The sequence below is a fragment of the Levilactobacillus tangyuanensis genome, assembly GCF_003946545.1.
Taxonomy (GTDB): Bacteria; Bacillota; Bacilli; order Lactobacillales; family Lactobacillaceae; genus Levilactobacillus; species Levilactobacillus tangyuanensis.
Map to the genome: position 1 here is coordinate 34,614 of NZ_RHOA01000013.1, position 13,591 is coordinate 48,204.

Annotated in this window: 11 protein-coding genes and 1 tRNA gene; 5 read left to right on the forward strand and 7 right to left on the reverse strand. The window is 47.5% G+C overall.

Annotated features, from left to right (window positions below):
- Positions 1 to 60 precede the first annotated feature (60 nt).
- Both asnB and EKM96_RS08705 read right to left on the reverse strand, forming a co-directional pair.
- Positions 61 to 1,941, reverse strand: coding sequence for an asparagine synthase (glutamine-hydrolyzing) (gene asnB / locus EKM96_RS08700; RefSeq protein ID WP_125642633.1), 1,881 nt, complete (start codon positions 1,939 to 1,941; stop codon positions 61 to 63).
- A 149-nt stretch (positions 1,942 to 2,090) separates the two neighbouring features.
- A complete protein-coding gene (locus tag EKM96_RS08705; RefSeq protein WP_125642636.1) occupies positions 2,091 to 2,792 on the reverse strand; it encodes a Crp/Fnr family transcriptional regulator in 702 nt (233 codons plus the stop codon).
- Between the two features lie 133 nt (positions 2,793 to 2,925).
- Between EKM96_RS08705 and EKM96_RS08710 the strand changes: the two genes are divergently transcribed.
- The gene (locus EKM96_RS08710; RefSeq protein ID WP_125642640.1) at positions 2,926 to 4,335 is read left to right on the forward strand and encodes a C69 family dipeptidase; all 1,410 of its coding nucleotides are present in this window, start codon (positions 2,926 to 2,928) and stop codon (positions 4,333 to 4,335) included.
- Positions 4,336 to 4,404: 69 nt separating this feature from the next.
- Positions 4,405 to 4,641 carry a hypothetical protein gene (locus EKM96_RS08715; RefSeq protein WP_125642643.1) on the forward strand — a complete coding sequence of 79 codons (237 nt, stop codon included), beginning with the start codon at positions 4,405 to 4,407 and terminating at the stop codon, positions 4,639 to 4,641.
- A gap of 45 nt (positions 4,642 to 4,686) precedes the next feature.
- On the opposite strand, the gene EKM96_RS08720 is transcribed toward EKM96_RS08715, so the two are convergent.
- The gene (locus tag EKM96_RS08720; protein WP_125642646.1) at positions 4,687 to 7,188 is read right to left on the reverse strand and encodes an excinuclease ABC subunit UvrA; all 2,502 of its coding nucleotides are present in this window, start codon (positions 7,186 to 7,188) and stop codon (positions 4,687 to 4,689) included.
- 267 nt (positions 7,189 to 7,455) lie between these two features.
- On the opposite strand from EKM96_RS08720, the gene EKM96_RS08725 reads away from it, so the two are divergent.
- The 3 genes from EKM96_RS08725 to EKM96_RS08740 all read left to right on the forward strand — a co-directional run bounded on the left by EKM96_RS08725 (position 7,456) and on the right by EKM96_RS08740 (position 9,439).
- On the forward strand, positions 7,456 to 8,085 hold the full coding sequence (locus EKM96_RS08725; RefSeq protein WP_125642648.1) for a hypothetical protein: 630 nt from the start codon (positions 7,456 to 7,458) through the stop codon (positions 8,083 to 8,085).
- 222 nt (positions 8,086 to 8,307) lie between these two features.
- A complete protein-coding gene (locus EKM96_RS08730; protein WP_125642651.1) occupies positions 8,308 to 8,553 on the forward strand; it encodes a hypothetical protein in 246 nt (81 codons plus the stop codon).
- A gap of 421 nt (positions 8,554 to 8,974) precedes the next feature.
- On the forward strand, positions 8,975 to 9,439 hold the full coding sequence (locus tag EKM96_RS08740) for an Ltp family lipoprotein (RefSeq protein ID WP_125642654.1): 465 nt from the start codon (positions 8,975 to 8,977) through the stop codon (positions 9,437 to 9,439).
- 166 nt (positions 9,440 to 9,605) lie between these two features.
- Here the strand turns inward: EKM96_RS08740 and EKM96_RS08745 are convergent.
- The 4 genes from EKM96_RS08745 to EKM96_RS10590 all read right to left on the reverse strand — a co-directional run bounded on the left by EKM96_RS08745 (position 9,606) and on the right by EKM96_RS10590 (position 12,850).
- Positions 9,606 to 9,689 (reverse strand) — tRNA-Leu (locus tag EKM96_RS08745).
- A gap of 52 nt (positions 9,690 to 9,741) precedes the next feature.
- Positions 9,742 to 10,035 carry a heavy metal-binding domain-containing protein gene (locus EKM96_RS08750; protein WP_125642657.1) on the reverse strand — a complete coding sequence of 98 codons (294 nt, stop codon included), beginning with the start codon at positions 10,033 to 10,035 and terminating at the stop codon, positions 9,742 to 9,744.
- Positions 10,026 to 10,529, reverse strand: coding sequence for a VanZ family protein (locus tag EKM96_RS08755; protein ID WP_125642660.1), 504 nt, complete (start codon positions 10,527 to 10,529; stop codon positions 10,026 to 10,028). The genes EKM96_RS08750 and EKM96_RS08755 overlap by 10 nt, the downstream gene beginning before the upstream one ends.
- A 140-nt stretch (positions 10,530 to 10,669) precedes the next feature.
- A complete protein-coding gene (locus tag EKM96_RS10590; protein WP_164511009.1) occupies positions 10,670 to 12,850 on the reverse strand; it encodes a MucBP domain-containing protein in 2,181 nt (726 codons plus the stop codon).
- Positions 12,851 to 13,591 lie beyond the last annotated feature (741 nt).

The following is a 13,591-nucleotide window of genomic DNA, read 5'->3' on the forward strand; positions in this document are numbered from 1 at the left end:
AGTCGTCCGCTAACAACCTTGATCGTTATCGGCGCACCATTATAGGCTGCCGGCTTATGTTTACGCTTGCGTCAGATGCACTTGGTCAATAGTCTTGGCCGTGGTGTTTTCTGGGAAGTAAACTTCGTACCACAAGATAAATGTGTAAATCGTAAAGATCTTTTGCATGCTGGATTTACCGTTGATGTGCTCGTTTAAGATAGCCATCAAGGCTTCCGTGTTAAAGAACTTGTGCGCCACATCAGAATTGAAGGCTTCAATAATCCGTGACTTGTAAGGTTCTTCCTTGATCCAGCTAGCGATTGGAGATGGGAAGCCCAGCTTCTCTTTCTTCGCAATCTTTTCTGGTAATTCAGACGTGGCAGCGGTCCGCAGAGAAATCTTCGTTTCGTCTGGGCGAATCCGCGTCTTGACTGGCATAGTTGCAGCAAACTTTGCAACTTCACGGTCAACCAATGGCGTCCGCAATTCCAAAGAGTTGGCCATACTCATACGGTCAGCCTTGTGCAGAATGTCGTAAGGTAACCAGGTGTTGATGTCAAAGTATTGCATTTGAGTCATCTCATCCAAGCCCTTAACATCATCGAAGAGGTGCTTCGTGTAGGCACCAGCATCCCGGTTAAGCTTAGGATTCTTCAAGATTTGGTCACGATCATGGTGATCAAAGACGTAGTTGACCCGGTAGTAACGTTCGCTCAGTGGTTGGGCCCCACGGACTAAGAACCGCCGACCATGGAATCGTGGCATCTTCTCAGCAATGGACCCTAACATCTTACGGATTGGCTTAGCAACCCACTTCTGGTAACGTTCGAATGGAATAGCTTCCAGATAAGTGTTGTAGCCACCGAAGAACTCATCGGCACCTTCACCAGACAAGGCAACCTTCACAGCCTTCCGCGTTCCCTTGGAAAGATAGAAGAGTTGCATAGCTGATGGGTTGGAGAGTGGTTCGTCCATGTAGTACATGATGGTTGGTAAAATGTCAAAGTAGTCGTCACCGGTCATATAGAGTGGCGTATTCTTTTGGTTGATTTCCTTGGCGAATTCTGAAGACCAGCTTAATTCACTGTACTTGGAATTCTTAAATCCTAAGGAGAAGGACTGAATTGGCTTCAGCTTGGAAGCTTCATTCAAGACATATGAGGAGTCAATCCCACTAGACAAGAAACTCCCAACTTCAACGTCGGCAATCATGTGAGCCTTTACGGATTCGTCAACGATACCGCGAATCTTCTCAGCATCGCCCTCAACCGTTTGGGAATTGTCGATGTGATCGTAATTGAACTTGAAGTAACGATGCGTTTCGGTCTTACCATCCTTGTGCAGGAAGTATTGACCAGGCAGCAACTTGTAAACGTTCTTGAACATCGTGTCACGTGAAGGAATAAATTCAAAACTCAAATGAATGGGCAACAGAGCTTCGTTGAATTCCTTCTTGAACTTTGGATGGTCCAAGAATGCCTTGATTTCTGATGCCCAAAGGAAGCTATCGCCATCATCATAGTAATAGAGTGGCTTGATACCAAAGTGGTCCCGGGCACCAAAGACTTCCTTAGTGACACTGTCATAAATAACGAAGGCGTACATCCCCCGCAAATGACCTAACAAATCTGGACCCCAGGCGTCATACCCGTGAATCAAGACTTCAGAGTCAACTTCCGTTTGGAACTTGTACCCCATCTTTTGCAGTTCTGCTCGAATTTCTTGGTAGTTGTAAATTTCACCGTTGAACGTCAAGACCTTGGTCTGGTCATTGTTGAACATCGGTTGCTTCCCGTGAGCCAAGTCAATGATTGAAAGCCGACGGAACCCCATAACAGCGTTCTCGTCATGGAAGAAAGCCTCATCATCAGGCCCCCGGTGTTTGATCCGATCAGCCATAGCATTAATCGTGGTAGTCGGGACATCCTTTTGGTTTACGTAACCAACGAATCCACACATGTGCGTATCCCCTTTTTCATATCTAAAGTTTAAAAAGTATTTTTAGTCGTTCATTAAAATTAAATGAATTACAACAACCATTATTTTAGCAAATTTATTCTGTGAATGCCATATTATTAAGGATTCTTAAGGGTTCTCACGCTATTTTCCTATTGGGGTGCCAGAGCCGCCAAATCATCAACCGCCAAAACCTTAATTTGACGACGTCCAATCGTCTCGATAACCTCATCCTCAACTAGTTGATGGAGTTTACGACTTAATGACTCTGGCGTCATCCCTAAATAGGCCGCCAAGTCCTGTTTACTCATTGGCAGGTCAACCACGCCAGCCTGATAATGACTGAGAGCCTGTAGATACCCGGCCAGCCGAGGCAACGCATCCGGTATTGCCATCAGGGTTGCCTGACGCTCAGCGGCCTTAAGCCGATCGGCCAGGGCCCCAAGGAGCCGCATGGATAGCGGTGGCATTCGTGAAATCAAAGTGGTTAGGGAATCACGCGAGATCGTACACAACTCCGTGGTCATGGTCGCCTCCGCATACGATCCATGGATTTCATCCGTGAACAAGGCAATCTCGCCAACGAAGTCGCCAGGATTCAGGACCCGTAAGACCTGTTCCTTGCCCTCTGCCGATAAGTGGTATAGGCGAACCTGACCACTATTGACGATATACAGCGTCTGCGAAACTTCGCCCGCATTAAAGACTGATCCGCCCTTATCCGCATGGATGGGCCGGGTCACTTGAGCCACTGATAGCAGTTGATCCTCGGCTAGGCTTTGAAAGATTGGGACCTGAGAAACACATTCTAATTCCCGCTCAATCGAATGCCCATGCTGATGTCCATGTTCCATCTTGACATCTCCTTTGTACTAATAGGTCTATTCTAACAAATAAATCAGGGGAACCGGTAAACAACGTCTCCGCCGCCCAGGAATGTGCTATAGTATGGCTAATAACGACTAGACCCTTCAAGGAGGCTTTTTTATGTCCCGTCATCTCCATCAATCTTGCACATCATTTCTAGCTGGTAAGCATGCCACCATTGACGGTAGCACGCTGATTGCCCGCAACGAAGATAACTTTGTCGCCATCTGGCCAAAGCGCGCTGCGGTTCACGCCGCCGATGAGCCGCGCGACCAGACCTTTATCTCGAAGAACAACCAGTTCACGACCACGTTGCCCGACCACGCCCAGCACTACACCGCCATGCCCGACACGACCCCCGATGAGGGATTCTATGAGGAAAGCGGCATCAATGCCAAAAACGTTGCGATGAGCGCAACCGAAAGTGCCTATACGAACAGCCTGGTCCTAGGCAAAGATCCGCTGGTGGCTAACGGTATTGCCGAAGATGCCATGGTCACGGTCGTCCTACCTTACGTGGATTCTGCCCGAGCCGGTATTAAGCGTCTTGGTGAAATGGTCTCCACCACTGGTGCCGCCGAAACCAATGGGGTTCTCTTCAGCGATGTTGAAGAGGTCTGGTATATGGAAATTGTGAGTGGCCATCACTGGGTTGCCCAGAGAATTCCCGACGATGCCTATGCCGTTGTCGCTAACCAATTGGCAATTGAGGATATTGACTTTGACGACTCGAAAAATTTCATGACGTCCAACCATATTCGCCAATTCGTTCAGCAGAATCACTTGAATCCAGATGGTAATCGCTTCAATTCTCGCCACATTTTTGGCACACATTCCGCAGATGATGCCCACTACAATACCCCACGGGTCTGGTATGGCCAACGTAGTTTCACCCCAAGTGCCTTCATCGAACCAACCAGTATGGACCTACCATTCATTCAACATGCCGAACAGAAGATTACCCTGGCGGGCGTCGAGGCCTTCCTCGGATCGCACTATGAAGAAACCCCCTATGATCCGTTGGGCAACGGAACCGCGGCCGAAAAGCATCGGTTCCGAGCCGTTGGACTGTCCCGAACGCAAAATTCCCATATTTTACAGTTACGGCGAGACGTTGTGCCCCCACTTGCCGGAATCATTTGGCAAGCCCTAGGTAACCCGACCTACAGTCCATACGTGCCGTTCTACGCAACGGCGGGACAATTGGACGACAGTTACACCGCGGCCAACGAAGACTATGATGGGCAAAATCCGTACTGGGCCGCTAAGACGCTCAATGTCTTGAGTGAGCAAAACCATCATCAAAACTACAAGTTGATCCATGACTTTCTCAAGACAACTCAGTCACTTGGCATTCAACGAGTCGCTATTGGCGATGAGTTGAATGCCCCCACGGCCAGTGTCCTGGGCGGCTTCAACCATGAAACGGCGACCCTCTTCAACCAGGCCGTACAAACGCAGATTGGCAAGCTGGTTCAGGCCAATGCAGAACTCTCGGCCCTCACCTTCACGATGGATGCCAACCTGTAAAACGATGTCGTTTTCATGACAAATGAGCTATAATGAACTTAGTAGCTAGCCTCGAAAGGAATGATTAGGATGAACGAAATGGTTCTCTTTAACCCCGGCGACTCAATCGGTAACTTTCACGATTACAACGAAGCCGTCCGCACTGCACAAATCTACCAAGAACGGCATACGGATTCTGGCCACGTCTTGGTCGTTAAAAGTGAAGGCGGTGTCCCTTCATTTGACATTTTCATAGCTGACCAACAGTTGAAAGATCCTAAGGAACCTTCAACGACTCGCCGCTACACCATCTCTAAAGAAATCTAATGGCAAAACAAAAGCTGTCGCCTAGGCGACAGCTTTTTTGATCAGCTATTTGAAACGTTCTAATTCATCCTTGAGATATTTCCCAGTAATACTGCGTTCGTTAGCGGCGAGCTCCGCCGGTGTTCCAGTTCCGATCAACTGGCCACCCAGTCGGCCACCTTGTGGACCCATGTCCACGATGTAGTCCGCGTTAGCAATTAATTCCAGGTCGTGTTCAATGGCAATCACTGTCGCCCCTTGCTGAATCAACTGGTCGAATACCCGCACAAGTTGTTGAATATCCAAGGGATGTAACCCAACCGTTGGTTCGTCAAAGACAAACAAGGTCCCTGTTTGGCGTTTACCAATCCGTGATACTAGCTTCAAACGTTGGGCCTCACCGCCAGACAACGCTGGGGTGCTTTCGCCCAACAACAGGTAACCTAATCCCATATCATGCAGAATCTGCAGCGTCTTTTCGATCCCATCTTCGTTGGCGAAGACGGGTAAGGCCTCGTCAACCGACAGGTTTAAAATATCTGCAATGCTGTACCCCTGCCAGGTCACCGCCAAAGTCTCCCGATTATAGCGCCGACCATGACATTGCGGACAGGTCTCCGTAATGTCAGGCAGATATTGAACGTCTAATGAAATTTGTCCGGTCCCGTTGCATACCGGGCAAGCCCCTTCCGTCACATTGTACGAAAAGCGGCTCGTCGTATAGCCATGCTCTTTGGCAACCGGCGTATCGGTAAATAATTTTCGCAGTCGATTCAAGATATCCGTATAGGTCGCCACGGTTGACCGCACATTCTTACCAACCGGTACCGAGTCCACCGTCACGACGCGACGAATGCCAGATCTGTCCAGTTGCGTCACATGGGTTGGCAATGGTCGATGATCAACCTCGGCCTCAATGGCTGGAATCAAGCTATCCAAGACCAAGGTCGTCTTGCCGGCACCGCTCATTCCGGTAACCGTTGTCAAACGATTCTTAGGGAACTTAGCGTGAACATGATTAATGTTAAATCGTTGGTCCACGGTCACCTCCAGTTGTCCCTTGGCCCATAATTTATCATTCGGTATCAATGGGCGTTCTCGGAGATTAGTTGTCCCATTCAAAAAGGGAGCAATCAACGATTTGTCGCTATTGGCAACCTGTGAAACGGTGCCTTTATCCACAACCGTTCCACCATTTTTACCGGCCCCTGGGCCAATCTCAATGAGATAATCGGCCGCAGAAATGATGCGTGTATCGTGGTCGACAACCACGACAGAGTTTCCCTGGGCAACCAAGCCATGGAAGGCCTTGATCAGTCCGGCAACGTTCGCTGGGTGCAGACCAACTGAGGGCTCGTCTAGAACGTATAACACCCCGGTAGTTGCACTACGCAAAGTCCGTCCTAACTGGATTCGTTGCAGTTCGCCAGTTGACAAGGTGGCGCCCGGGCGACTAAGGGTCAGGTAGTCTAAGCCAAGGTCAACCAAGGGTTGCAGACTCTGTTCGAGCTCATCAATGAGTTCCGATCCCAGGTGGCCCATCTTATCGGGAAGCCAGGCCACAATCGTTTGGGCAAACTGCCTTAGATCGCTAACGGGCATGTCACAAACCTCGGCGATGTTGCGCCCATTAATCAACTGCTTTAACAGGTCTGGCTTTAACCGCGTCCCATGACAAGTTGGACAGGTGTCAAAGGTATAAAACTTATTGAGCTTAGCAATCGTTCGGTCATTCTTGGTGGTCGCCAGACTATCCTCCACGGCAGCAAAGGCGTTCTCATAAACTGCATTATCCATATGAAAAATCTTGCCCTTGCTGCTGGCAATATTCAAGGCAACGGTCTGCTTGGACCCGTGTAGAACCCGCTCTTTGTCTGCCACACTCAAATCCTTGTATGGTACATCTGTTGGAATACCAATGGCATTGGCCACCGTCGGCATGAAGTTTCGTCCCGGCAGATGCCATGACGCTACCGCGCCCTCTTCCAAGGTTAGCGTGTCATCCCCAATAATTCGGTCCGCGGCCAACTGCCGGACTTCGCCTAACCCGCCACAGGTTTCGCAGGCGCCGTCTGAGTTAAAAGCAAAACTCTCGGCACCTGGCGCCATGAAATGAACCCCACAGACTGGACAAACCAGGTTACCCATGTTTTCCGCCACGTCTAGTGTCGGATCAAGTCGGTGACCGTTTGGACAGACCGGCGACCCTAATCGGGAAAAAACCAGTCGTAGAATATTTAGACTTTCCGACATGGTCCCGACCGTTGACCGCACACCAGGTACCTGTGGCCGTTGACGCAAGGCTAACGCCGAGGGCAGATACTCGACTGATTCCACGGCGGCCTTCCCCATCTGATTAATGCGTCGCCGAGTAAATGTTGATAAGGCATTGAGATATCGTCGGGCACCCTCGGCGTAGAGTACCCCCATTGCTAACGAAGACTTCCCCGACCCACTTCGACCTGTAATGGCCACAAACTGATTGAGTGGAATATCGACGTCTAGATCCTTAAGATTATTAACCTTAGCACCTCGAACCTTGATTGTTGTTGGTAATGACCGTTCCACGGTACCACAACCCCTTCCTCGAATGGTGATGGTTCCATTTTCCCACTCTTCCCCACACCATTCAAACCCGAGGACAGCGTCACCCCACCATTTAGCGGCCAACTTACTCGCAGATTAACGAATTATTGTTGAAATTTAATCTACCTGTTTTATACTATTAAGAGTATGCGTAATCGCTTTCTGCCGGTCGAATCAGTTTGCTGGCCTGTGGGAGCGACTCGCGCTAAATGGGATAGACGATATCGACCCCCTCAGGAGGAACGTAACATGAAAAAATGGTTTGCAATTGGACTCACGATTTTAGCCGGTTTTGCCTTGACCGGTTGTACTGCCTCACAGTCTTCCAGCAGCACCAGCTCTGTCTTCGCTAGTGGCATTAAGACGATCGCTGTCGACAAGGTCACCACGCCTGACAAGGCCAACAAATATTACAAGGACCGCTTGGATAGCACGAAGCGTTTCAAAAAGGTTACGGTTACCAAGGGCATCATGACCATTGAATTGAAGAATTATGGTTTTGATGGTAACTTCATGAATGGTGGGACGGCTTACAACATTGCCGAGTACATCGGTGCTGCTTCCAAGATGCCATTGGCTAAGAATGGGGTTGCCGTCATTCAAAACGACACCTACATGACCAAGAAAGGCAAGCAGTCCAAGATGTTGAGTTACGCGGCCTATTACTCACGGGCCAACCTGGACAAGCGGTCCTTCAAGACCTACTTTAAGACGGTCACAAAGGAACCCAAGAAGCTCTTTACCAACGCCGATGGGTATTACTTAAACTCAGCACTTGCCAAGGCCGACGGCAGCAAGATTACCGCCCTCGCTGGCAAGAAGTCTGGTACCGATAAAGAACCAATGAAGACGTTCTTCTCTGAGTTCAACATTCACTAAATTTTGAGTATGACTTTGCCAATAGGGCGACACAACAACCAGTATCGGTGTTGTGTCGCCCTATTATTTTGATCTAAATCTGCCCATGTGCGTAAAACTAGGAACTTATTTTTTTATATTCGCAAATATAAAAATTTAAATGGTCTAAATACTTGTGCCCCTTAACTACCGAGGATTATTATCGGTCTGTACCAAAATAAACTATCTCGGGGAGAGAATGACATGAAATTGAAGCAAATCTTTGCCACCCTTGGTATCGTGGTCACGTTATCAGGAGCTGGTGCCACCGTCACACCCGTCGTCACTGCACAGGCTAAAAGCTACGTCGTCATCGCACCACGTTATGGAAAAAAGTCTCATCACTCACGGCATTGTCGGGGACTCAATGCCGCTAAGTCTACCAAGCGAGTCAGCTGGAAGTGGGCCAAGCACCATAACCGCCCACTCTGCCACTGGTGCTACCGCTAGTTAAGGTGCTGAGACAATAAAACTGGGTTACCGTACGCCTGCCTCGGAAAGTCTATCGGTGCCCGAACCTCTGGTAGCCTGCAGCGCAGCACAAAACACCTGATTGATTCTTCCTATGGTCATAAGGGCATTGGCTGGATCAAGGCCCCCCAGCGGGCCGCCTGTAATAAAATCTATCGCCAGACCAGTTGGTCTCTGTTTGATATTTTTAAGTAACCAGAATCATTTTGAATGTGTTCACACAGTGTGAACGCATTTTCTTTTTTGCTTAAAACCTGAATAGTTGTTGGCAAGTTATCTAAACTCCCGTACAATAAAACAAGCATAGGATTTAGAGTTAACAGTCTGTCTAATTAATTTGTCATTAAATCGGCTTGTTTTCACTATCCCATGAATACATATCCCCTGAGGAGGAAGCTTCATGAAACGTATTACGACTATCACCATTACACTTTTAGCGAGTTTATCCCTTGCTGCCTGTTCATCGAGCAATGACGCTGCTGATGATACATCCACGGATTCAACTTCTGAAGAGACTACCTCTCAAATTGCCTCTAGCAAAAAGAAAAACGATGTTCCGACCGAATACCAATCTGCGTTAAATAAGGCCGAAGATTACGCGGGTTCGATGGACATGTCTGAACAAGGCGTCTATGATCAGTTAACTTCGGATGCTGGTGAACAATTCTCTGAAAAAGCAGCAACTTACGCCATGAAACATCTAACAGATATCGATTGGAAAGCTAATGCCTTGGCCAAGGCGAAATCCTATCAAAAAGACATGGATATGTCACCGGACGCGATTCGCGATCAGCTTAGTTCTAGCGCCGGAGAACAGTTCACCGAGGCCCAAGCCGATTATGCGATTCAACATCTAGACAGCTAGCCTCATGCGGGTCTGCTGAAATTTTTCCACCAAATTCAGTCCTACATCTATGAAGTTCCATGTTGGCGACGCATCATTTGTCAACATGGAATTTTTAATTTACTAACAAAAAAGAGCCACGCTAGACATAAGTCTAACGTGGCTCCTTATCTGAGTTGTTTCAAAATGCCCCGAGCAGGATTCGAACCTGTACTTGGTCTCCCAAACAGCGACCTGAACGCTGCGCGTCTGCCAGTTCCGCCATCGGGGCAACTTAACAACATATAATATATTACACTATCTCTGTATAAATGTGAACCCTTTTATTCAGATTTTTTTGATTGTGGAAATTTAACCGCGGTCCCATAGCCATGAACAACCAAAAACTTGGGAGCCACGTTCATTTGAACCACTTCGGTATTGAAGCGTACCTCAATTAAACCATCGGCACTGGCATCCTTTGCTTGCTGTAACAAACTCTGTTTAACCTCATCGAATAAACCATCAAAGAGTTCAAATTGATCCGGTTTCTCCGACCGCAACATCGTATGTGCCGTAGCCGTTAAAATTCCTTGAATTGCATGGGTCCGATTAAGACCCCCAGTAGTCATGAACATGACGAATCTCTCCTCCACTTGTTTTGCCAAAATTTTGCAAGCCCGTAACCAAGAATGACGCCTAAAGCATTGGTAATTATATCATTAATATCGACCCAGCGGCCCAAGCCAAACAGCCAATTTCCCAGCGCCTGCCCGCCTTCCAAAGCTAAGCCAGTAAGTACCCCGGCCAAGAGCCATATCGGCCAATTCCAACGGGGCCAACGCCAATGCCACAACCATCCCTGGGGAATGGTCATCATGATGTTAAACCAGAAGGACGCATCGATACTGGCCCGCTGAAGTGGCCGAATGACCCAAATACCATTGGCCCACCAATGAGTGGTTATTCCGGCCACCGATCCGGTCGTCACCGTGATGGGTGTCCAGGTCAGTGTGGCCAACAACCACCAGCCGAGCCACCAGCCCAAGGTCGCATACTGCCGTCCCCGCCAGGCGTAACCGCACAGTAGGGCCAGGATGACGCTCACAATAACATAAGGTACCCAGCGCATGCCACCGACTCCCCCTCGAATTCATTGAATTTAGTATACCGACAATTAGTGGGAGTGACAATCACTCCCGGAAAATTTTATGGCAAATAAAAGAGGCTGGAATCTAACATCCCAACCCCTTGTCTTGCCTCAAACTTTTACTAATTGTGACGCTTGGAGGTCCCCCCTACCAAGCCGAGAGTAGCGAGTAACATGCTCAACCCTAAGGCGATCAGGCCCATGGATTGCTTATCGTTTGTTTGTGGCAAGGTTGCCTTCTTAGCGGCAGCACTCTTTAAATCAACCGTTGCATTGTTCTTGGTATCGTTCTTGACAGATACCTTGGCAGCCGCGGCACCATTACTAAGGTTAATTGCTTTGCCACCATGGTTGGCAGCCTTGACGTTAACGCCCTTATCAGCGGCGCCACCTTGGTTACTACCAGTGTCAATCGTTGCCCCATCGCCAGCATTTTCTAACTTGCTGTAGGTAAAGGTAATCGTTTGACCATCGTTGCTGTAAGTTCCCGTTACGGAACCATTGCCATCGACCTTGTAACCATCGATTGGATCAGCCTTGGCGGTAAAGGTATCGCCCAGCGCACCAGTCATAACCTTCTTACCAATGACGTTGCCATCATGGTCAACACTGACAACCGTGACCGTACCAGTCGTTACGCCTGGGGTTGGGTCAACCGGATTAACCGGGTTGACTGGGTCGGTCGTCATCTTGTTGTCAACTTGGAAGGTTACCCAAGCCGAGTAAGCGGAATCTGGTGAGACCAACTTAATCAGGTAGTAACCGTTTGGCGTATCCTTGCTAGCGGTCAGCTTGAAGCCCAACACCCCATCGGCATCCTTAGACACCGTGAACAAGTTGGAAGCATCGGTGTGTGCAGCGGCCCATGTAGCGTGAGCAGCAATATCATCGCCCGGCTTGTCTGCGGAGTAGGCCACCGTCATGTTACCGGTTAAGTTGCCTAATGTGTAGGCCACACTGTTATCGGGTGTGTTTGTGGCAACATCCTTTAAGCCATGAACAACACCGGTCACAGGGTTAAAGCTGTTGTGACCATTTGTCAGAACGATGTCATCACCAGTCAATGATTGTCCTTTGCCGTCAAAATCGATGCCATTACCAGCTGGTACGACACCACTCGTAATTTTGTTGTTGTTATATTGCAAACTATCCAAATTGCTAACGTCTGGTAAGTCACCACTAAAGTTGTTACCGCCAACTCGTAAAGTCGTAAAGTTTTTCCAAGAATGCGTATCTGGAATACTGCCACTCAGTTGGTTAGTCCAGGCACTCAGGTTCCACAGTACGGGCAAGTAACTGTAATCAGGAATTCCACCCGTTAAGTCATTTTCTGCAAAGTTGGCATATTGTAATTTGTCGAAGCCTTCCAGATTAGGCAAGGTCCCAGTCAAATGAATATCGTTAACTTCGATCGTTTGTAAGGCCTTGTTACCGCTTAAGTATTGTTGAACAAATTCATCGGCGGTCATGCCCCAGTCGGACAGCAGACCCGCTTGATTGATATCGTCTAAGAAAAATGACCCAAGTTGTGGCGAATTGGCAAAGCTAATCATACCATCCGGCGTAATGCTTGATTGTTGTAAGCTAACACCGGTAATATTCGTAAAGTATTGCAGGCCTTCCAAGCTCTTAATTGGCGTGGTCGTCATGTCGTCGTACAAGTTTAGAGGAACCTTCGTCCAGTTCCAGATGGTCGTATCGTCAACTTGATAATTTGGGTATACCCGTAAGAAGCTGGCTTCAACCGCTTGCCGTAAGGAAGCATCTGGCATCCATTCGTCAGCGTTCTTCCATGCGATTTCATCGGCAGTGTAGGTCTTAGCTGGAGCGGCGTCACGGAGCGCACCACGGAGCGAACTCTTGGTGGTATCGGTGTTAACATTGCCGTCTGTATTCGTGACCTTGTTAACGTTAGTATTCTTGTCAACGTTTTCTTTATCTGTGTTGGAAGTATCAACACTGTCATTGTTAACAACCTTAGCGCCGGCGTCCCCGGATTTGGAACCATCCGACACACCGCCATCGTTAACAACGCCGTCATTAGAACCGTTGACGTCACCGTTACTATTACTATCCCCATTAACGACATTGTTCTTATTAGTATCGTTGCCGCTAACATCCTTGTTAACAAGTTCAGAACTAGCATCGACGCTACCGTCAGTCGTGGCGGCATTCGCCGTAACATCAACACCAGCTAGACCTAAGCTAACAGCCAAAACCGTAATGCCGGCAAATACCCAGCGCTTGCCTGCCTTGTAACTCTTAAAGTGTGTTTTAGTTTCACCGTTGTAATTCTTAATCATGATTGCTTCCTCCTCTTTAGATAATGAAGCTTCCCTAGTAAGTGTATAGCCTGAACGAATTTCAACATTTTGGTCTGTCGGTCTAATTTTTAGTTTCTAGTTATCTATCATTTATTGATGAATTGTTTTCCTCACACATCATTGAATGTGGACAACTTCTTTACAAGTTCATTGTACTCCCATATATTTAAATATCAAGACGAAATGTACATGGGAGCAACCATTTTTATTGAGTCTGTTTTTTCATATTAACAATTAGTTATAGTTATCCATTAGAATAGACCATTATCATGTTCATCAATTCACATTCACTAGAAAAAAACCTTTTGTTATCAGGCTTTCACGAATAATCTTCACATTACTTTTCTTTCAATCGTTTTTTCTTCAACCGATAAATATCGTCGAAATTTTTTTGATCTTTTTTTAAGCATATAACCATTCTATACAAACTGTCACCCACCAAAAATACGTATAAGTCTCAATAACGGCAACTTAAGTCTCAACAATTATTGGTATAAACAAGGATCGACAAACCGGTCATAGGATGAACTAGCATCTAACCCGTGTAATGATTGAATATCGTGAACACTCAAATTATCAATAATTATTGAACTTACAGATGTAGTTGCTATATAATTATCCTATAGTTACGATTCGTCATAATGAGTGTTTAAATAATTATGTGTAAATAGAAAAATAAGCAATTGAAAAGGGAAAGCCTCTCCCTTATGATAGTTAGCA